Below are 19,745 nucleotides of genomic sequence, written 5' to 3'. Positions count from 1 at the left end.
GAGGCGGCCGGGCCGGCGTCGTCCGCTGGAAACCGAGGCGGAACCGGCGTTGCGGGCAGTCATGGCGGCTAGAGGCCCATCCGGTCGAGCCAGAGCTTGGAGTCGTGGATCTCGGGTTCGCTGGGGAGATTCCCGGCGGACTCCCACACCCTGTTGAAGCCTGCCATGCCGGCGGCGTCCACCACTTCCCGTACGAACTTGGCTCCGTCACTGTACTGGCGCATCTTGGCGTCGAGGCCAAGCAGGTTGCGGATGAATTTCTCGATCACGCCGCGGTCCTGGCCGCGGGCGTTGAAACGCTGCCGGATGGTCTTCACCGACGGGACGATGCTGGCGTCCACGGCGTCCATGACCACATTGGCGTGCCCCTCGAGCAGGCTCATCAGGGCCGTCAGGCGGGACAGGGCCGCCTTTTCCTCCGGGTTCTGGAGCAGGTCCAGGATGGCGCCGCGCCCGGGCGCGGCACCGGGTGCCGTGCGGTCCTTCAGCGACTTCGCGGCCGCGGAGGCCCGTTCCATCAGGGAATCGACGTTGCCCAGCAGCAGCCCGCTGAGGTTTTCGATCTCCTGGAGCATGTGGTGCCGCAGCCACGGGGCGGCGGCGAACTGCACCCGGTGGGTCTGTTCGTGGAGGCAGACCCAGAGCCTGAAGTCCGCGGGCTCGACGTTCAATTCGCGTTCCACGGAGATGATGTTCGGCGCTACAAGCAGCAGGCGGCCGGACGCGGGGGCGGTGGAGTTCTCGGCCAACGCGGAGAAAGGATCGTACTGGCCCAGGACCTTGCTGGAAAGGAAGGCAAGGATGGCGCCGAGCTGGCTGCCGGTGATGGCCGCGCTGACCCCGGCAGCTCCGGGGCTGAGGGATCCGCGGCCCTCCAGCAGCTTTTCCATGGCGGGCTTGAGCATGACGGCGAAGCTCTGGGTGTTGGCCTTGGCCCATGAGGCCCTGTCCACCACGAGGACCTCGGAGTCACGCAGGTCCCGGGCGGCGTCCAGGCCGGTGATGTGGTGCACGTGCGGCACGGAAATGTCCGCCATGAGCCGCAGGTTTTCGACGGCGGCGCCGATCTCGGCAGCGCCCAGGACAGGGCCGGCCGGCGTCAGGCGGGCGGCCGTGGACGCGGCGAGCTCCCAGTTGATGAGGCCCTGGGCCTGGACCGATGCCTCACTTGTTGTCCCGCCCGGAGTCTTAGGTGATGGATGGCTTGATGTCTCGCGTGCAGAGGGCTCCATGGGATCCATCAGACCACAGGGGCCCGACAATCCGCCTTAATTTTCGCTGACCGGCGAACCGGCCCGGACCACGTCCCAGCCGGCGCACCGAGTCCAGCAGGCCCCGGGTTCCCGGCGGGCCGACCCGTCAGCGGCAGCCGCAGCCGGCGAGGACGGCGGCGGAGCGGTCCAGCGCGGCCTTGTTGGCGGCGCCGGGGGTCAACCCGTTGCCGACGAAGGAAAAGACCAGGAGCCGGCCGTCGGCGTCGACGACGTAACCGCTGAGCGCAATGACCGTGTTCAGCGTGCCCGTCTTGGCGCGGACCAGCCCGGCGCCCGCTGCCGAACCCGCGTCCATATACCGGTCCCCCAGGGTGCCGGTAAGCCCGGCGACCGGGAACCCGGTCAGGGCAGCCCGCAGCCTGGCGTCCGTCCCCGAGGTCATGGCCCGGACCACGTCCGTGAGCTGCCGGGCCGAGACCCGGTTGGCCAGGGCCAGGCCGGAGACATCCGCGGCCCGGAGCCCGTCAGTGGGAACGCCCATGTCCTTGACCTGCGCCAGCACGGCGGTAATGGCGTCGTCGCTGCTGCCGGTCCGGCCGGCGCCGAGGGCTGTCATCCGTCCCATCACCTCGGCGAGGTAGTTGTCCGAGGTCTGCAGCATGAAGTCCACCTGCTGCCCCACCGTGGCGGACTGCACCTCGGCCAGGACCTTGGCGTGTGCGCTGTCGACTGCGCTGGCGGGTTTGACCCGGGCCACCCCGGGGGCCACGGACAGTCCCCTGTCCGCCGCGGCCGCTGTGAGCCGCGCGGCGAACGCTTTGGCGGCAGTCATGGCGGCGTCCTGCGGGCGGGGTCCGGTGGTCTTGGCGGGATCGAACCTTGCGGAGTTCAGTGCCAGCGGGTACAGCGGGGCCATCTCCCCGGCGGCGACGTCCTCGGGGTTCCACGCCTGGCTGAGCGACGGGCCGGTGAAGAGGGAGTCATCGAGCAGGAGGCTCACGGTGCCGGTCACGCCGCCGGCCTTGAGCGCATCGGCGGTGGCCTCGGCGAGCGTGGCGAGCCCGGCGCGGCCCAGAACGGCTCCGGGGGCGGATTCTCCGGCGCCCAGGAGGACGTCGCCCCCGCCTGTGAGGACCACCGAGCCGGGGGTGGGCCCCGCCAGCACCCGGGTGCTGAAGCGGCGGTCCGGGCCCAGGACGCGCAGGGCCGCGCCGGCTGTGAGGAGCTTCATGTTCGACGCCGGAATGCGGGCCTTGTCGGCGCCGCGGTCAAAGAGCACCTTCCCCGTCGTGGCGTCCTGGACGATCCCGGTGAAGGTGCCGGCGCCGTCGGGCTTAAGGGTTCCATTGAGCTGCGCCGCGAGGGCGGCGCCGGCTGGGAGTGGCGCAGTGCCGCTGAGGGGCCCGATTCCACCGCCGCTGCCGCCAGGGTCGCTCAACGTGGCAGGGATCTGCTGCCACGGCAGTGCTGTCTGCGAGGCTTCGGAGGGCCGGTCCGGGCCGAGGAATGCCGGGGCGACGGCGATGCCTGCCGGCACTGCCACGGCCGCCACCAGGAGGGTCTGTAGCAGCAGTGCGGGGATGCCGCGAAGCCTGCCCGGCGCCTGTTCGGGGCCCTCGCGGCTGGTTCTCGGTTTCATGCTGCTGCTGGTCCTTAGTCCTGAAATGTCCCCACTAGTTCCTGAAACCAGCGCCTCTCGCTATATCCTCAATAGTAGTCGGCGGCACCGACAGCCCTTATGCACGTGCCGCGCACCCCTGAATTCGTCAAGGAGCATTCCATGAAGCATGACGTGACCATCGAGATCCCCAAGGGATCGCGCGTCAAGTACGAAGTCGACCACGAGACCGGCCGCGTCCGCCTGGACCGCGTCCTGTTCACGTCGATGCAGTACCCCACCCACTACGGTTTCTTCGATAACACCCTGGGTGAGGATGGGGATCCGCTGGACGCGCTGGTGCTCCTGCAGGACTTCGACCTCTACCCCGGCGTGATCGTCGAGTCCCGCCCGATCGGCGTTTTCAACATGACCGACGACGGCGGCGGAGACGCCAAGGTCCTGTGCGTCCCGACCGATGCCCGGTTCGACCACATCAAAGAGATCAGCGATGTCAGCGAGTTCCTGATCAAGGAAATCGAGCACTTCTTTACCCGCTACAAGGACCTGGAGCCGGGCAAGTGGGTCAAGGCCGAGGGCTGGGGCGACCGCGCCGCCGCCGAAGCCGAACTGGCTGCTTCCATCAAGCGCTACGTGCCGGCAGCCGGTCACTGACCGTTCCTGCACTCCAACGCGGGGTTATTCTCCGCCCATCCGGACCTCCGGAACGGGCGGGGAGTGACCCCGCGTTTTTTCGTTTGGCGTTTTTTCGGGTGGCGGGAGCCCGGCGATGAGGACCCTCGGCGTCGACCTCGCTGCCGCCGCGAAGAAGACGGCGGTGGCCGTCATCGATTGGGCCGACGGCGCGGCGCGCCTGGCGCAGCTGTCCCTGGACGTGGGCGACCAGGAGATCCTGCGCCTCTTCGGCACCAGCGACATGACGGGCATCGACTGCCCCTTGGGTTGGCCGGACGCGTTTCTTCCCTTTATCGCCGGGCACCTGAACTTCGACGCCCGTCCGGTGCTGGACCATGACGGGATCGAAGGCCGCCGGCTGCTGGCCTACCGGGACACAGACAGATTCGTCACCGGTCAAACAGGCCTGATTCCGCTCAGTGTCTCCGCGGACCGGCTGGCCCACCCGGCGATGCGTTGTGCCGTCATCCAGGCAAAGATCGCCCGGGAATACGGGCCGCAGGCCAGGGACGGCAGCGGCCGGCTGGCCGAGGTGTACCCGGCCGCGTCGCTGAAATTGTGGGGACTGCCGACCCGCGGCTACAAGGGGCGGGGCGCACCGGAAACGGAGCGGCTGGCGGTGGCCCTGGACGCGCTGTCGGCCGCCGCACCGTGGCTGGACCTGGCCGGACACGATAATGGGCTGGCCGCCTCCGATGACATGTTCGACGCCCTCATCGCGTCCCTGACCGGGCGCGCAGTGGCCCTGGGCAGGACGCTGCGGCCCGATGACGGCCATCCCGCCGCCGCCCTGACCGAGGGCTGGATCCACCTCCCCCAGGGGCGACTGCAAGAGCTCGCTGGCTAGCTGTGCTCTGCCAGGGCATTGGGGCGAGTCAATTCACAGCGACCAGTCACGGATCTCGGCGGGGTCCTCGCCGTGCTCCCGGGTGTGGTCCCGGGCGCGCATGCGGCTGTCCTGCAGGGACTGGCGCAGCAGCGAGTGCTTCTCGGACAGCCCGGGGACCCGGTCGATCGCGTCAATGGCCAGCTGGAACCGGTCGATCCCGTTCAGCATGGCCATGTCGAAGGGGGTGGTGGTGGTGCCTTCCTCCTTGTAGCCGCGCACGTGCAGGCCCTCCCGGTTGGTGCGCCGGTACGTGAGCCGGTGGATCAGGGCCGGATAGCCGTGGTAGGCGAAGATCACCGGTTTGTCGGCCGTGAAAATGCCGTCGTAGTCCCGGGACGTCAGCCCGTGCGGGTGCTCGCTGGAGTCCTGGAGCCGCATGAGGTCCACCACGTTGACCACCCGCACTTTCAGCCCGGGCGCCCCCTGCTTCAGAAGCTCGGCCGCGGCAACGGTTTCGACCGTGGGGACATCACCTGCACACGCCAGGACGACGTCGGGCTCCTCACCGCTGACTTCGGAGCCGGCGAACTCCCAGATGCCCAGGCCGCGGCGGCAATGGTGTGAGGCTTCGTCCGGACCGAGCCAGGTTGGCGAGGGCTGCTTTCCGCTGACCACGATGTTGACGTAGTCACGGGAGTCCAGGCAGTGCTCCATCACGGCCAGCAGTGTGTTGGCGTCCGGCGGCAGGTAGACCCGGATGATCTCCGCCTTCTTGTTGACGGCGTGGTCGATGAAGCCGGGGTCCTGGTGGGAAAAACCGTTGTGGTCCTGCTGCCACACATGGGAGGACAGCAGGTAGTTCAGGGAGGCCACCGGCTGGCGCCACGGCAGCTGCCGGTGGACCTTGAGCCATTTGGCGTGCTGGTTGAACATCGAGTCGACAATGTGGATGAACGCCTCATAGCAGTTGAACACCCCGTGCCGGCCGGTCAGCAGGTACCCCTCCAGCCAGCCCTGGCAGAGGTGTTCGCTGAGGACCTCCATCACCCGTCCTGCCCGGGCAATGTGCTCATCCAGCGCATCAATCCTGTACTGCCAGACCTTGTCGGTGGCCTCGTAGACGTCCTGCAGCCGGTTCGACGCGGTCTCGTCGGGGCCGAATAGCCGGAAGGTCTCCGGGTTCAGGGCAATAACGTCCCGCATCCAGGGTCCGAGCGTCATCATCGGGCTGATCCGTTCGACGCCGGGTTCGGCGACGTCGACGGCATGCCGGCGGTAGTCCGGCAGGGTGAGCGGACGGAGCAGGAGCCCGCCGTTGGCATGAGGGGTCGCGCTCATCCGCAGCGGACCGGCCGGGGCGTTCCTGGCCGTCTCCGGCAACAGGCGCCCGCGGCCGTCGAAGAGCTCTTCGGGCCGGTAGGACTCGAGCCACTGCTGCAGCTGGCTCAGGTGCTCAGGGTTGGTGCGGACCTCGTCCAGCGGGACCTGGTGGCTGCGCCAGGTTCCCTCCACCTGCTTCCCGTCCACTTTTTGGGGCCCGGTCCAGCCCTTGGGCGAACGCAGCACGATCATCGGCCACTGCGGGGCGCCGTCCTGTGGGGTGCCGTCCTGCGCAACTCCGTCCAGTTCAGCGCCGCCCGGTTGAGCGCCGTCCTGTTCCGTTCCGCCGTTGCGGTGCTGCTGCTGGATGGTCCGGATCTCGGCCAGGCAGGCGTCCAAAGCAGCTGCGAAATCCCGGTGCGCCGCGGCGGTGTCCGCCGGGTCGGCCACCGAGACGAAATGGGGGACGTGCCCGTAGCCGCGCAGCAGCTGTTCCAGCTGGGCTTCGGGCATGCGGGCCAAAATCGTGGGGTTGGCGATCTTGTAGCCATTCAGGTGCAGGATGGGCAGCACGGCGCCGTCGGCCGCCGGATCCAGGAAGTTGTGTGAATGCCAGCTGGCGGCCAGCGGCCCGGTCTCGGCCTCGCCGTCCCCGATGACGACGGCGGTGATCAGCTCCGGGTTGTCGAAGACGGACCCGTACGCGTGGGCGAGGGAGTAGCCGAGCTCGCCGCCTTCGCTGATCGAGCCGGGAGTCTCAGGGGCAGCGTGGCTTGGGATGCCTCCCGGGTAGGAGAACTGCCGGAACAGCTCGGCCAGGCCGGTTTCGTCGTCGCCGACGTGGCCGTAAATCTCCGAATAGGTGCCCTCCAGCCAGGCGTTGGCCACCAATGCGGGGCCGCCATGGCCGGGGCCCGCAACGAACAGCATCTGCTGGTTGTCCCGGCGGATGGCCCGGTTAAGGTGGGCATAGACGAAATTCAGACCGGGTGTGGTCCCCCAGTGGCCAAGGAGCCGGGACTTTGTGTGTTCTGCGCTGAGGGGAACACGTAGCAGCGGATTGGACCGGAGGTAGATTTGCCCCACTGAGACATAGTTCGCCGCGCGCCACCAGCGGTCCACCAGATCCAGGGCCGCACTGTCCAGGATCGGGCTGTCCGTGTTGTCCGGCATAGAGCCGTCGGCCAGCGTCTGAGTGCGGGTTGTTCCATTGAGGTCACTGCTCACCTCACTGCTCATGTCACGGCTCATGTCACTGCTCACTGGGGGTCCTCGCTTCGCTTGGTCCTGCCTCGGCATATTTCGTCCATCGCAACACGTCCGCCGGACGGACACAACTCCGGTCCACCGGCTACTTGCCCCCCAAGGGCCAGCAGGTAGTGTGTCATCCAGAATGTTCACGCTGACCATCAATCAAACCGACAGCCGGCGCGACGGCGACCGTGTGCCGCAGCTCCTCAAGGACCTGCGGCACATTCCGGCGCGCCTCGATTTCGACCGTTCCGTCGAGGACGAGGTCCAGGGGATTGTGGACTGTCCGCATCAGGCGGTGGAGGCGGCCATGATCGCCCTCCGCAGCGGCAGCTGGTACGTGGGCATTGGTGTGGGGCCCGTCAATGAGCCCCTGCCGAACCAGATAAAGGACGCCTCCGGACACGGGCTGATCTATGCCCGGCGCGCCGTGGACCGTCTCCGGAACGGCAAGGACCGTGTCCGGGTGGCCGTCGAGGGACCGCAGGCCGATATTGCGGCCGAGGCCGAGGCCGTCCTGCGCCTCCTGGGCCATATTGTGCACGACCGGAGCCATGCGGAATGGCGGGTGCTGGACCTGCTCACTCCGGGCGTGCGGGGCCAGCAGAAGGCAGTCGCCGAGGAACTCGGGATCACCACGCAGGCCGTGAGCAAAGCTGTGGCCCGCTCCCAGTGGAACGAAGAGCACGCGGCCCGGCCCGCTGCGGCACGGCTCCTGAGCCTCATACTGGACGTCCGCTAGCTGTACTAGCCCAGCCCACGGTCCCGCCCCGGAACCGCCCGTCTCCAGCGGCGCCTAGAGAAGGCTGCGAAGCACGTGCGCGGCGCCGTCGTCGTAGACCGATTTCGTCACTTCATCCGCGGCGGCAATCACTTCCACGGGGGCCTGGCCCATGGCCACGCCGCGGCGTGCCCAGGTCAGCATCTCGATGTCGTTGCGGCCATCCCCGACGGCGACAGTGCGGTCGGCTTCAATGCTGAGCCGGTCCCGGAGCTGCTCCAGCGCGCTGGCCTTGGTGACACCGGCGGCGGCAATGTCCAGCCACGCCGTCCAGCCCACCGAATACGTCACGCCGGCGAGCCCGATGTGGCGGATCGCGGTGTTGAACTCTTCGGGCGTGTTCTCCGAGCTGAAGACCACCACGCGCACGGCGGTTGCCTCAAGCATGGTCTGGAAGTCGACGCCGACCGCTTCGACGCCGAAGCTGGCGTCCTGGAAGCGTTCGGTGGACAGGAAGTTGCCGTTCTCGTCCTCGAGCGCGTACTTGGCCGTGGGCAGCCGCTTGCGCAGGGCGCGAAGCACGGGCCCGGGGTCAAACGTTGCCTTGTGCAGGATTTCGTAGCCGTCCGGCAGTCCCGAGTCGACGCGCAGGATCACCCCGCCGTTGGAGCACACGGCGTAGCCGTTGTCGATCCCGATGTGTTCGATCACGGGCAACGTGGCGTTGAGGGAGCGGCCGGTGGCGATCATGACGTGGTGGCCGGCGGCCACGACGGCTTGGGCGGCCTCGCGGACAGGAACCGACATGTGCCCGTCGTGGTCCACGAGGGTGCCATCGACGTCCAGGGCGATCAGCATCTTTTCGCCGGCGCCGTTCCGGGCGCTTCTGTTCTTAGCTGACTCGATCGGGGCTGACTTGATCGAGGCTGACTTGATCGGGGCTGCCGTGTTGTTCTCTGCCGTGTTGTTGTCTGTTGTGTTCTGGTTTGTCCTGCGCCGGTCATCGTTGCCGGCGACTGAGGATTCAGTCATGGTTGTCATCTCACAAGTAGAGCAGACACCCCCGACAGCCGCTAGGACACACGCCACAGCAGGGCGTGAACTTGCGGTGAACACCCACACCTTGTCCCCAGTGTGATTGTTTACCCGGCGGCCGCGGGAGGCCTGGCTGGTGGTTAGCGGACAGGCATTTAGAGAACCGGGAAGACCGTCATGCCGCCCAGGTACTTCTGCAGTGCCGCGGGGACGTTGACGGAGCCGTCGGGGTTCTGGTGGTGCTCCAGGATCGCGACGATCCAGCGGGTGGTGGCCAGGGTGCCGTTGAGCGTGGCCACGGACCGCGTGCCCTTGGGCGCGCCGTCCTCGTTCACGACGCGTTCCCGGATGTTCAAGCGGCGCGCCTGGAACGTAGTGCAGTTCGAGGTCGAGGTCAGCTCCCGGTATGCGCCCTGGGTGGGGACCCAGGCCTCACAGTCGAATTTCCGGGCCGCCGAATTGCCCAGATCCCCGGCCGCGGTGTCAATGACGCGGTACGGGAGCTCGCACTTGGCCAGCATCTCCTCTTCCCACGCCAGGAGGCGCGCGTGCTCGGTGGCCGCCTCCTCGACCGTGGTGTAGATGAACATCTCCACCTTGTTGAACTGGTGGACGCGGATGATGCCGCGGGTGTCCTTGCCGTGCGAGCCTGCTTCGCGGCGGTAGCACGAGCTCTGGCCGGCGTAGCGGACGGGGCCGGCCGAAAGGTCCAGGATTTCGTCGGCGTGGTAGCCGGCGAGGGCTACTTCCGAGGTGCCCACCAGGTACAGGTCGTCTTCGGCGAGACGGTAGATCTCAGCGTCGTGCTTGACGTCGAAGCCGGTGCCCTGCATGGTTTCAGGGCGGACCAGAGTCGGCGTGATCATGGGGACGAACCCTGCCTCGATCGCCTGGTCCATCGCCATCTGGAGCAGCGCCATTTCCAGCCGGGCGCCGACGCCGCGCAGGAAGTAGAAGCGGGAACCGGAAACTTTCGCGCCGCGTTCCATGTCGATGGCCCCGATCAGCTCACCGATCTCCAGGTGGTCCTTCGGCTCGAAGTCCGGGAATTCGCGCGGAGTGCCCACCGTCTTGACCACTATGTAGTCGTCCTCGCCGCCGGCCGGGACGCCGTCTTCGATCAGGTTGGGGATGGCGCGGAGCAGTTCCTCCTGGGCCGTCTGGGCGATATCTGCCTCGGCCGATGCGCTCTTGACGGAGGCAGCCAGAACCTTCAGCTCGGCCAGGAGGGCCTGCTTTTCCTCGCCCTTGGCCTGGGCGACTTTCTTGCCGTAGGCATTCTGTTCGGCGCGGAGGTTCTCGAACCGGATCAGCGCCGCACGCCTGGTGGAGTCCGCAGCGATGATCGCGTCCACCACGGATTCGTCGGCACCGCGGGCGCGCTGGCTGGCACGGAACTTGTCCGGATATTCGCTGAGGTCTTTTACGTCGATCACCAGACAAGAGTATCCAATCTAGCCACCGTCCCCGGGCAAGCAGGTCGGGCGGCGCTGGCGGGATACTGTTGGATGACAATGCGCGACTGGCTGCTCTACCTCGTCATCGCTGGGGTCCTGGTCTTCGCCGCCTCCAGTTGGTGGGGGGTGCGCCGGCTAAAGGCCAAGCACACCCGCCTTGCCGTGTGGGAGGAAACCCACAGTCCTGGCCTGGGCAGTCAGACGGTTGCCGTGGTCCTGAACCCCATCAAGGCGAGGTCGGCCGAGGCCCGGGGCCTGATTGAAGCCGCGTGTGCGGACGCCGGCTGGCCGGCGCCGCGGGTCTTTGAAACCACCGCGGAGGACCCCGGCTTCTCGCAGGCGCGGGCGGCGGTGGCCTCCGGGGCCGACGTCGTCCTGGCAGGCGGCGGCGACGGTACCGTGCGTGTCGTGGCGGAAGTCCTCGCCGGAACGGATACCGCGATGGGCCTGATCCCGCTAGGCACCGGGAACCTCCTGGCCCGCAATGTGCATCTGGAGGTGAACGACCTCTCCGGCAACGTGCAGGCGGCCTTGTTCGGGCATCAGCGGTTTATCGATACGGCGCGGCTCACTCTGGAGAATTCGCACACCGGGGAATCCGCGCAGCACACATTCCTGGTGATCGCGGGCATCGGCATGGACGCCGAGGTGGTCACTGACACCCTTGACGGCCTGAAGAACACCGTGGGCTGGCTGGCGTACACGGAGGCCTGGGTCCGGCACCTAGCGGGGCGCCGGAAGAAGGTCTCGATAGCGCTGGATGACCAGCCTGAGCAGGCCCGGAAGATCCGCAGCGTCTTGTTCGCGAACTGCGGCCTGATCCCCGGGGGAATCGACTTCATCCCGCAGGCCATGATCGACGACGGGATGCTGGACATCGTGGTGATGAGCCCGCGCAGTGCAATCGGCTGGCTGGCCATGTACACAAAGATCGTACTGAAGCACAAGAAGGACCTGCCGGTCATGACCTACTACCGCTCCGGCAAGATCACCATCCGGTGCCCGGAACCTATGCCCACCCAGGTGGACGGCGATCCTTCCGGCAAGGCCACGAAGGTCATCGTGGAGGTGGCCCCGGGGTCCCTGCTGGTCCGTGTCAAGGAGGGCATCGAAGGCGGCTAGGCCGGCGGCGTCGGGAGCGAGGGCTAGGCGCTGGCGGCCTTCTTCGCCTCTGCCGCCTTTTTCGCCTCTGCTGCTGCCTTGGCGGCCCGGGCTTCGGACTGCTCCCGGATCATTGCCTGCTCCTCTTCGAAGCGCAGGCGGTCCGCGCGGTCGGCGTCGTCGCCGTCCCAGTCCTGGTTCTCAGCAGTCGGCTTGGGATTGACGATCATTCCCTGGCCGTCATTTTCTGTGCTGGTGCCTGACATGACCCGCTCCTCCCGTAGGGGATTTCCCCAATGTGGATCAGGCAAGCATACGCACACTTGGGAGGGGGTGGAATAGCGCTATATGGCATTTGCCTACGCTCTGGGCGAAGCCCCCGGCGTATATTCCGGCACAGCAGATGCGCCGCCCAGTATGTCTTTCACCCATGCATGCGCGGCGCGGAATGCCTGGTCCGAGGTATGCGGCGCAACTTTGGTCTGGTGGCCGTCAGCACGCTGGTAGGAACCGAGAAAGCGGGTGGCCGGGCTGATCCGGTGCAGCCCCGCGAGCGCGTCGGCAACCCGGGCGTCGGCCACGTGGCCGTCGGCATCAATGCTGAAAAAGTAGTGGCCCAGGTACTGCCCGGTCGGCCGGGATTCGATCCGGCTCAGGTTTACGCCGCGGGTGGCGAACTGGTCCAGGATCTCCATCAGCGCACCCGGGCGGTCCTCGGGCAACGGCACCACCACGGTGGTCTTGTCCGCGCCGGTGGGGGCAGGCAGTTCGCCCGGACGGCCCACGAGCACGAACCGGGTGACGGCGCCGGGGTTGTCACCGATGTTTTCGGCAAGCACCTTCAGGCCGGGCTGCTCCGCGGCCACTATCGGGGCGCAGATCGCGGCGTCGTAGTGGGCGCCGTCGCCGTCCAAAAGGCCCATGGCGGCAGCGGCAGTGGACGACCCGGGGATATATTCCACATTAGGAATATTAGCGTCCACCCAGAGCCTGCACTGGGCCCAGGCATGACCGTGGGTGGAGACGCGCCGGATGTCCCCGATGGCCACGCCGGGCCTGGCCACAAGGACGAAGCTGATGGGCACCAGGGCCTCCCGGAGGATCCTGAGTTCCTGGCCGGTGGCGATGGCGTCGAGGGTGGCCGTAACGCCGCCCTCGACCGAGTTTTCGATCGGCACCATGGCCGCATCGGCGGAACCGTCCCGCACCTTGTCCAGTGCCGTGTTCACATTCGAGGACGGGATGCGGATGGCCTCCGCCGCGTCCGGGACCTGCATCAGGGCAGCCTCCGTGAAGGTGCCCTCGGGTCCGAGAAATGTGTAGGTGACGGTTGGTGCGGGCATCAGTTCTTCCTTCTTCAGCTACAAAACGACCGGTTTGAGGCCGTTGTCGGACACCAGCGGCATCCCGGTCTCGACCCACTGGTCCATGCCCCCGGCCACATTCACCGCGGAATATCCCATTCCGACGAGCCACTGCGTGGCCCGGAAGGAACGGCCGCCGGTGCGGCAAATGACATAGAGATCCTCGTCCGGGTCAAGCTCCTCGATCCGGACCGGCAGCTGGTCCATGGGTATATGCAGGGCGCCCTCGGCGTGGCCTGCAACCCATTCATAGTCCTCGCGGACGTCCACGATCTTGGCACCATCGGGGATGCCAGACACGCTAACGGTCTGGAAGTCGCTCATGTTCACCCTTTCCGCAGAATTCAAGCTCCAATCCCAGCGTATCCCCGCCACTTCCGGCATGCCCCACGCGGGCGGCAGGTTACGCTTCTGGGGACCCAAAGGAGACCTCATGGCTGTCGAACATCCTGCCGAGCACCCCGCGGAAGAGCCCGCCGTGCGGTCCGCCGTGCGTTACGTCCGCGGCACCCGCCACGGGGCATGCCCTCCCCCGGCCGCGAGCGCTGGGCATGATGCCATTGTGTCCCTCCGCGGCACCCAAGAATGGGCATGTCCCCCGGGGATCCACGTCCCGCAGCCCGGGCAACGGCTGGAGTCCCGCCTCCTTGGCTGAGATCCACGAACTCTCCGCAGTACAGCTCCGCGATGCGCTCAGGTCCGGGGAGCTGTCCGCCAGGCAGGCCACCGATCACTTCCTGGACCGCATCGAAGCCCAAAATCCGCGCCTCGGGGCCTTCATCACGGTCACCGCGGAACAGGCGCGGAAGGACGCCGCGGCAGCGGATCAGTTCCATGCCCTCCGGAGCCGGAACGGCGGCGCTTTGCCCGCGCTGCATGGAATACCTGTCGCCTTCAAAGACCTGACGGATGTGGCAGGGGTCGTCACCACGCATGGAAGTGCCGCCCTGGAGCGCAAACCGGCGCTGGCCGACGGTGCACTCCCCGTTGCGCTCAAGACTGCTGGGGTCATCTCGCTGGGCAAAACACAGGTCCCGGAGTTCGGCCTGACGGCCTATAGCGAGAACCGGGTCGCTCCGCCGTCGCGTAATCCGCATGCACTCAGCCGCAGTTCGGGCGGCTCCTCTGGCGGCAGCGCTGCCGCCGTGGCGGCGGGGATGTTGCCGTTCGCCCCCGGGTCCGACGGCGGCGGCTCAGTGCGGATCCCGGCCGCGGCGTGCGGGCTGGTCGGGCTGAAGCCAGGACGCGGCCTTGTGCCGGCGGGGGAAAGCACCGGCGATCCCGCCCAGCTCGTGGTTGCCGGACCGCTCGCCCGCTCTGCCGCCGATGCCGCCCTGCTACTCGATGCCCTGATGCCCGGCGCGGCCCCGCAAGGTCCGGGCCGCCAGAGTGCGGACAAGCGCGGCGCGGCTGGCCGGGCGCACGCCAGCTATCTCGAACTGACCGCCAGGGAGCCGCGCCGGCTGCGGATCGGGATAAGTCTCGACAGCCCCTGGCAATCGACTTTCCCGTTCATCCCGGACCGGGAGGCGCTCGAGGCGCTGGCCGACGGCGTCGCGCGGCTGGAAGCGGTGGGCCACGAGACCTCGGCGGCCGCGATTCGCTACGACAACCGCTACCCGGACGCCTTCACCACAGCCTGGACCGCCGGGATCGGCAGCGCCCGCATCTCACCCCAGCGCGAGGCGCTCCTCACCCCGCTGACCAGGACTTTCCGCAAGCGGGCGCAGCAGCGCAGCGCGGCCAAACTGAACGAATCCGTCGGGTTCCTCCGGCAGTTCCAACAGGACACGATCGCCCAGTACGCCCAATGGGACCTCATACTGACGCCGGCCCTGGCGCAAACGCCCCGCCCCGTGGGCTGGTTCACGGGCGCGACCCACGGCGGGGGCTACTGGCCGGCCGCAGAATGGGCGGGCGACGCCGACGACGACTACCGCAAACAGTGCGAGTACGCGCCGTGGTCGTCCATGGTGAACGTCTGCGGGCTGCCGGCCATCAGTATCCCGGTGCACTGGACCGGCGGCGCCCCCGGTTCCGGCCTGCCGATGGGCATCCAGCTGATCGGGCCAATGGGCTCCGAGGGGCTGCTGCTGCAGGTGGCCGCGCAGCTGGGGTTCTAGCCAAGGATCCACGGCTCACCCGGGGACATGCCCATTTCTCACAACGCACCCGGGACATATCCAGTGCTCACGGTGGACATGCTCACCCCATGCCACGACCGCTGGACACAATGCCATCATGCCCACCCACGGGCGCAACGAATGAGCATGTCCCCCGGCTTGGGCCAAGAAAATCGACTGGGCCGCGACACGCCCAAATTCCACTGCTGAGGGCATGCCCAGTTCCCACTCCCCCCATGGGACATGTCCAGTGCTCACGGGGGACATGCCCAGTCCTCACTCCGCACCCCGGGACATATCCGGAGGATAGGCCGCCCACGGGAACATGTCCCGTGCTCACGGTGGACATGCTCACCCCATGCCACGACCGCTGGACACAATGCCATCATGCCCACCCACGGGCGCAACGAATGAGCATGTCCCCCGGGCTTGGGCCAAGAAAGCCAACCGGTCCGGCTCCTCCACCAATACTTGTCCGCCACCCGCCGTGCCCCTCCGCCCGGGGTCAGCGCGGCCGCCGTCGGGCAGCCCCAAATGGACGCTGGCCGCACCGGCGGCTATCGTTCACTCAAACCCGACCAGGTCGCGAAAGAGGATCATTGAAGATCACCGGTGCAGTACTTGAGGAAATCGGCCGCCCGCGCCCCTTCGCGGAATCCAGGCCCATCAGCATCTCCGAGCTGGAACTCGCGGCTCCCGGACCCACCGAGATCCTCGTCCGGATGGAGGCCGCCGGGATCTGCCACTCGGACCTGAGCGTCGTCGACGGCAACCGGGTCCGGCCGGTCCCCATGCTGCTGGGCCACGAAGCGGCGGGCCGGATCGTGGAGGTCGGTTCCGATGTCACGGATCTGCAGCCCGGACAGCGCGTGGTCATGTCCTTCCTGCCCCGGTGCGAGAGCTGCGCCAACTGCGCCGAGGACGGCCGGCTGCCCTGCACGGCAGGCTCGCAGAGCAACAACGACGGAACCCTGCTGCACGGATCCAGGCACCTGAGCCGGGACGGCGAGCCCGTCCACCACCATCTGGGCGTCTCAGGCTTCGCGACCCACGCCGTGGTGGACCGCGCTTCCGCGGTACCGGTGGACGACGACATCCCCGCGGACATTGCGGCGGTCCTGGGCTGCGCCGTGCTGACGGGCGGCGGCGCGGTGCTGAACGCGGCCCGGCCCCGCCCGCAGGACAGCATCATGATCGTTGGCCTCGGCGGGGTGGGCATGGCGGCGCTCATCACAGCCGTCTCGCAGGGAATCTCGCGGATCATTGCCGTGGACACGCTGGACCAGAAACTCGATCACGCCCGCCGCCTCGGCGCGCATGAAGCATACACCCCGCAGCAGGTCCTCGATGCCGGAGTCAAGGCCAGGTTCGTGATCGAATGTGCCGGGAATCCGCGCGCGTTCGAAACCGCGTTCGCCGCCACGTCCCCCGGCGGCACCACCGTCACGGCCGGGCTGCCCTCCCCCGGGGCCCGCGCCCAGCTGGCGCCGCTCACTGTCACCGCCGAAGCCAGGACGATCGTGGGCAGCTACCTTGGCTCCGCCGTTCCGTCGCGGGACATCCCGAAATACGCCCAGCTGTGGCGGGACGGGAAACTGCCCGTCGAGGAGCTGATCTCGGACCGCATCGCCCTGGCCGACATCAACCGGGCCATGGACCAGCTGGCAGACGGCCACGCCATCCGGCAGATCATCATGTTCGACGCCGGCGGGACCGCCTAGGAGCCGCCGGCGAGCCGGTCGGCGGCGAGCCGAGGAGCCCGCCAAACACACGGCCGCCCAGCCCGGCACGCCCCGCGGAATCCGCCGAATGAGAGGCAAAAGGGAGGCGAAAGAGAGGCAAAACACTATCGGGGCTGCTTGCCTCGGGCGGGCTCGAATGTGACAATCGCGCGTCACAATGTCACCATTAAGTAAATGAGCACAACTCATTTATCCAATCCCCCCGCTATAACGCCGGGCGATCCCTCGTTACGTCCCCCCACTAAAACGCCGGGCGACACCTCGTTTTTTGGCCACCCAAAGATGCTGGCCAGCCTTTTCTCCGTAGAGATGTGGGAGCGCTTCTCCTTCTACGGAATGCAGGGGATCCTTCTCTACTACATGTACTTCACGGCCGCCCAGGGTGGCCTTGAGATTCCACAGGCCTTGGCGGCCGGCCTCGTCGGCGCCTACGGTGGCGGCGTCTACCTCTCCACAATCCTCGGCGCCTGGCTCGCGGACCGGCTCTTCGGGTCCGAGCGGGTGCTGTTCGGCGCCGCCGTCCTGATTATGGCCGGCCACATCGCGCTGGCACTCGTGCCCGGCGTACCCGGCCTGATCGCCGGACTCGTGCTGGTGGGCGTCGGTTCCGGCGGCCTGAAGGCCAATGCCACCGCCCTCGTCGGCAGCCTGTACGGCGAGAAGGACGAACGCCGCGACGCCGGGTTCTCCATCTTCTACATGGGCATCAACGCGGGTGCACTGATCGGCCCGCTGGTCACCGGCTGGCTGCAGGAAAGCCAGGGCTTCCACTGGGGCTTCGGCGCCGCCGCCGTCGGCATGGCCGTTGGCCTGGTCATTTACTCGCTGGGCCGCAAGAAGCTGCCCGAAGAAGCACACCGCGTACCGAACCCGCTCCCGGCCGACCAGCGCACCCGCTACGGCCTGGTCTTTGCCGGCATCGCCGTGATCATCGCCGCGCTGCTCGTGACCGGCACCGTGAACGCCGAAAACCTGGCCATGTCCATGGCCTACGCCGCAATCGGGGCGTCGGTGCTGTACTTCGCGCTGATCTTCAGCAGCAAGAAGGTCACCCCCACCGAGCGCGGACGGGTGGCGGCGTTCATCCCGCTGTACATCGCCTCGGCCGCGTTCTGGGCCCTGTTCCAGCAGCAGTTCACCTTCATTGCCGTCTACTCGGAGGAGAAGCTGGACCGGAACCTCTTCGGCTGGGAAATGCCTGCCGCCTGGGTCCAGTCCATTAACCCGGTGTTCATCATCATCTTTGCCGGCATCATGGCCGCCCTGTGGACCCGGCTCGGGCGCAAGCAGCCCGGTTCGGCCCTGAAGTTTTCGATCGGCCTCTTCGTGATGGGCCTTGCTTTCTTGGCCTTCATCCCGCTGGCCGGCGGCGGCAAGACCCCCCTGCTGGCTCTGGTTGGAATCCTGCTCCTGTTCACTCTTGCAGAGCTGTTCCTCTCCCCCATCGGCCTGTCGGTGACCACCAAGCTGGCGCCCAAGGCCTTCCACACCCAGATGGTGGCACTGTTCTTCCTTTCAGTGTCGCTGGGCACCACCCTGGCCGGCATCCTATCCGGTCTGTACAACCCGCAGGACGAGCTGCCCTACTTCATCGGCATCGGCGGAACCGCAATGCTGCTGGCTGTGGGTCTGGCCGTCGCCTCGCCGGCGATCAAGAAGCTCATGGGCGGCGTACGCTGACCCGATGAACCCCGCACATCGCGTCCCGGTTGCTTCGCGCGTCTACACCCCGCCCCCGGCGAGGCGTCCGACGTCGAACATATGCCGGCGGGCGACGTCACCGACGGTGTGGTGCGGGTTGGCGGAACCATCCGCCGCCCGCACCAGCCGCAATCCTTCGCCGTGGGCGAGTACCTCGACTGGCTGGACGACGCCGGCTTTGAGGGCTCCCCGCGGTTCCTTGGCCGCGACACCCAGGGCCGGGATGTCCTGACCTTCGTGCCGGGACAATGCGCCGGGGCCTTTCCCGAAGCCTGGGCACAGTCCGAGGACCTCTTGGCCTCCGTGGGCCGGCTGGTCCGCCGCCTGCACACCGCGTCAACGGGCTTTGTGCCGCAGGCCCACCCGTTTCCGCCGCGGCCCGTCCGGCCGAACCCCACCGACGCCGCCGGGCTTATTTGCCATCTGGACATCACTCCGCAGAACGTCGTGGTCCGGAACGGCCTGGCCGCGGGGCTGGTGGATTTCGATCTCGCCGGTCCCGCCACGGCATTCCACGATTCGCTCAATACCGCCATGCACTGGGGGCCGCTCCGCGACCCCTCAGACGCCTGGCCGGGCTGGGAACTCCAGGACCCGTTCCACCGGCTGCGCATCTTCGCCGACGCCTACGGCTGGACCGAGGAGGAACGACGCCGGGTGCCCGGCGCCGGGATCGACGCCGCCGCGCTCAGCTACCAGCGGATGCGGCACAACGCCGCGGCCCTGGGCGGCGGCTGGGCCCGCATGTGGCAGGACGGTGTGGGCGGCCAAATCAACCGCCGGCGTGCCTGGCTTGAGGCCAACGCCGCACCGCTGGTGGCCGCGCTAACACGCTGAGCCGCCTCAGACCTCAGCCCTCAGGGCTCAGGCCTGAGGGCTCAGTGCAAGGCTAGACGCCGTATCCGCTGTTGCGCGCGGTGCCGACGACCAGTCCGAAAATGACCAGCACCAGAAAGGTGACGGCGATCCCCACGTATCCCATCACAAGGCCGGCGATCGCCATGCCCCGGCCGGCCGGTTCGCGCCGCAGGGCCAGGTGTCCCAGGATGACGGCGGCCAACTGCGGGAGCAGGAAGAATCCGAATCCCACCAGCGCGGCGATGCCGCAGCACATGCTGGCGATACTCAGGCTCTTGGGCGCCGCCGGCGCGCCGTAGTATGCGGGCTGGCCGTAAGCGTTGGGGCTGCCCGGCTGAGCGTACGGCGACGGTTGGCCATACGGCGACGCTGGCTGGCCGTAGGCCGGCTGGCCCGCCGCATATGGCGTCCGCCCCGACTCGCTGTACATCGGAGGGTACGGGCTTGAGAACTGGCCATGGTCAGGTGCCGCAGGGCCGGGCTGCTGGCCGACATAGGGCTGCTGGCCCGTGTCTGGCTGCTGGCCGACGTGGGGCTGCTGGGGGGACTCAGGCTGCGCGAACTGCTGCGCCGCCGATTGTCCTTGGTCCTGGCTGGCGGGCGGTGCCTGCTCTGGCGGAACGTCCTGTTGGTGGTCCGGGAGTCGCAAGGTGGGCTGGTAACCCTCCGGGGTCTCGTCTTTGCCTTGTTTTGGCTGTTCAGTCATGGCATGTCCCCTCAAGAAGTCTCTCGATCC

18 protein-coding genes are annotated in these 19,745 nt (G+C 67.7%); 9 read left to right on the top strand and 9 right to left on the bottom strand.

All coding sequences use genetic code 11. From position 1 onward, the window contains the following. Positions 1-68: 68 nt before the first annotated feature. Both ACFRJ8_RS02085 and dacB read right to left on the bottom strand, forming a co-directional pair. A complete protein-coding gene (locus ACFRJ8_RS02085; RefSeq protein ID WP_377984487.1) occupies positions 69-1,232 on the bottom strand; it encodes a zinc-dependent metalloprotease in 1,164 nt (387 codons plus the stop codon). Between the two features lie 127 nt (positions 1,233-1,359). Then, positions 1,360-2,853: a D-alanyl-D-alanine carboxypeptidase/D-alanyl-D-alanine-endopeptidase gene (gene dacB / locus ACFRJ8_RS02080; protein WP_377984486.1), complete on the bottom strand. Its 1,494-nt coding sequence runs from the start codon at positions 2,851-2,853 to the stop codon at positions 1,360-1,362. A 141-nt stretch (positions 2,854-2,994) separates the two neighbouring features. On the opposite strand from dacB, the gene ACFRJ8_RS02075 reads away from it, so the two are divergent. Continuing rightward, positions 2,995-3,486, top strand: coding sequence for an inorganic diphosphatase (locus ACFRJ8_RS02075; protein WP_377984485.1), 492 nt, complete (start codon positions 2,995-2,997; stop codon positions 3,484-3,486). A 115-nt stretch (positions 3,487-3,601) separates the two neighbouring features. Beyond that, entirely contained in the window at positions 3,602-4,354 is a 753-nt protein-coding gene (locus tag ACFRJ8_RS02070; protein WP_377984484.1) for a DUF429 domain-containing protein, read from the top strand. Positions 4,355-4,387: 33 nt separating this feature from the next. On the opposite strand, the gene ACFRJ8_RS02065 is transcribed toward ACFRJ8_RS02070, so the two are convergent. Continuing rightward, on the bottom strand, positions 4,388-6,829 hold the full coding sequence (locus ACFRJ8_RS02065) for a phosphoketolase (protein ID WP_377984682.1): 2,442 nt from the start codon (positions 6,827-6,829) through the stop codon (positions 4,388-4,390). A gap of 220 nt (positions 6,830-7,049) precedes the next feature. Here ACFRJ8_RS02065 and ACFRJ8_RS02060 point away from each other — a divergent pair, with 220 nt between their 5' ends. Further along, positions 7,050-7,649: a hypothetical protein gene (locus ACFRJ8_RS02060; RefSeq protein WP_377984483.1), complete on the top strand. Its 600-nt coding sequence runs from the start codon at positions 7,050-7,052 to the stop codon at positions 7,647-7,649. Positions 7,650-7,703: 54 nt separating this feature from the next. Here the strand turns inward: ACFRJ8_RS02060 and ACFRJ8_RS02055 are convergent, their stop codons facing one another. Together ACFRJ8_RS02055 and serS are read right to left on the bottom strand one after the other, a co-directional pair. Next, complete coding sequence (locus tag ACFRJ8_RS02055; RefSeq protein WP_377984482.1) at positions 7,704-8,669, bottom strand: HAD family hydrolase; 966 nt, start codon at positions 8,667-8,669, stop codon at positions 7,704-7,706. Positions 8,670-8,818: 149 nt separating this feature from the next. Next, positions 8,819-10,099, bottom strand: a complete 1,281-nt coding sequence (serS, locus tag ACFRJ8_RS02050; RefSeq protein ID WP_377984481.1) for a serine--tRNA ligase — start codon at positions 10,097-10,099, stop codon at positions 8,819-8,821. Positions 10,100-10,177: 78 nt separating this feature from the next. Here serS and ACFRJ8_RS02045 point away from each other — a divergent pair, with 78 nt between their 5' ends. Then, positions 10,178-11,242: a diacylglycerol/lipid kinase family protein gene (locus ACFRJ8_RS02045; RefSeq protein WP_377984681.1), complete on the top strand. Its 1,065-nt coding sequence runs from the start codon at positions 10,178-10,180 to the stop codon at positions 11,240-11,242. 23 nt (positions 11,243-11,265) lie between these two features. Here ACFRJ8_RS02045 and ACFRJ8_RS02040 read toward each other — a convergent pair whose 3' ends face one another. From ACFRJ8_RS02040 to ACFRJ8_RS02030, 3 genes are all read right to left on the bottom strand, one after another. Beyond that, positions 11,266-11,487, bottom strand: a complete 222-nt coding sequence (locus ACFRJ8_RS02040; RefSeq protein ID WP_018774949.1) for a hypothetical protein — start codon at positions 11,485-11,487, stop codon at positions 11,266-11,268. A 93-nt stretch (positions 11,488-11,580) separates the two neighbouring features. After that, positions 11,581-12,564: a prephenate dehydratase gene (gene pheA / locus ACFRJ8_RS02035; protein ID WP_377984480.1), complete on the bottom strand. Its 984-nt coding sequence runs from the start codon at positions 12,562-12,564 to the stop codon at positions 11,581-11,583. Between the two features lie 18 nt (positions 12,565-12,582). Continuing rightward, the gene (locus ACFRJ8_RS02030; RefSeq protein WP_377984479.1) at positions 12,583-12,909 is read right to left on the bottom strand and encodes a rhodanese-like domain-containing protein; all 327 of its coding nucleotides are present in this window, start codon (positions 12,907-12,909) and stop codon (positions 12,583-12,585) included. 109 nt (positions 12,910-13,018) lie between these two features. Between ACFRJ8_RS02030 and ACFRJ8_RS02025 the strand changes: the two genes are divergently transcribed. The 5 genes from ACFRJ8_RS02025 to ACFRJ8_RS02005 all read left to right on the top strand — a co-directional run bounded on the left by ACFRJ8_RS02025 (position 13,019) and on the right by ACFRJ8_RS02005 (position 18,988). After that, entirely contained in the window at positions 13,019-13,240 is a 222-nt protein-coding gene (locus tag ACFRJ8_RS02025) for a hypothetical protein (RefSeq protein WP_377984478.1), read from the top strand. Then, entirely contained in the window at positions 13,233-14,708 is a 1,476-nt protein-coding gene (locus ACFRJ8_RS02020; protein ID WP_377984477.1) for an amidase, read from the top strand. Before ACFRJ8_RS02025 ends, ACFRJ8_RS02020 begins: the two co-directional genes overlap by 8 nt. A gap of 599 nt (positions 14,709-15,307) precedes the next feature. Then, positions 15,308-16,429, top strand: a complete 1,122-nt coding sequence (locus ACFRJ8_RS02015) for an alcohol dehydrogenase catalytic domain-containing protein (protein WP_377984476.1) — start codon at positions 15,308-15,310, stop codon at positions 16,427-16,429. 303 nt (positions 16,430-16,732) lie between these two features. After that, the gene (locus ACFRJ8_RS02010) at positions 16,733-18,130 is read left to right on the top strand and encodes a peptide MFS transporter (RefSeq protein WP_377984475.1); all 1,398 of its coding nucleotides are present in this window, start codon (positions 16,733-16,735) and stop codon (positions 18,128-18,130) included. An 81-nt stretch (positions 18,131-18,211) separates the two neighbouring features. Beyond that, entirely contained in the window at positions 18,212-18,988 is a 777-nt protein-coding gene (locus ACFRJ8_RS02005; protein WP_377984474.1) for a phosphotransferase, read from the top strand. A 52-nt stretch (positions 18,989-19,040) separates the two neighbouring features. On the opposite strand, the gene ACFRJ8_RS02000 is transcribed toward ACFRJ8_RS02005, so the two are convergent. Further along, positions 19,041-19,715 (bottom strand): DUF4190 domain-containing protein, encoded by a 675-nt coding sequence (locus ACFRJ8_RS02000; protein ID WP_377984473.1) that lies wholly within the window; start codon positions 19,713-19,715, stop codon positions 19,041-19,043. Positions 19,716-19,745 lie beyond the last annotated feature (30 nt).

This window comes from Arthrobacter sp. NPDC056886, assembly GCF_042788715.1.
GTDB lineage: Bacteria > Actinomycetota > Actinomycetes > Actinomycetales > Micrococcaceae > Arthrobacter.
The sequence above is the reverse complement of the archived record's forward strand: the minus strand, read 5'-3'. Positions and strand labels throughout refer to the sequence as shown.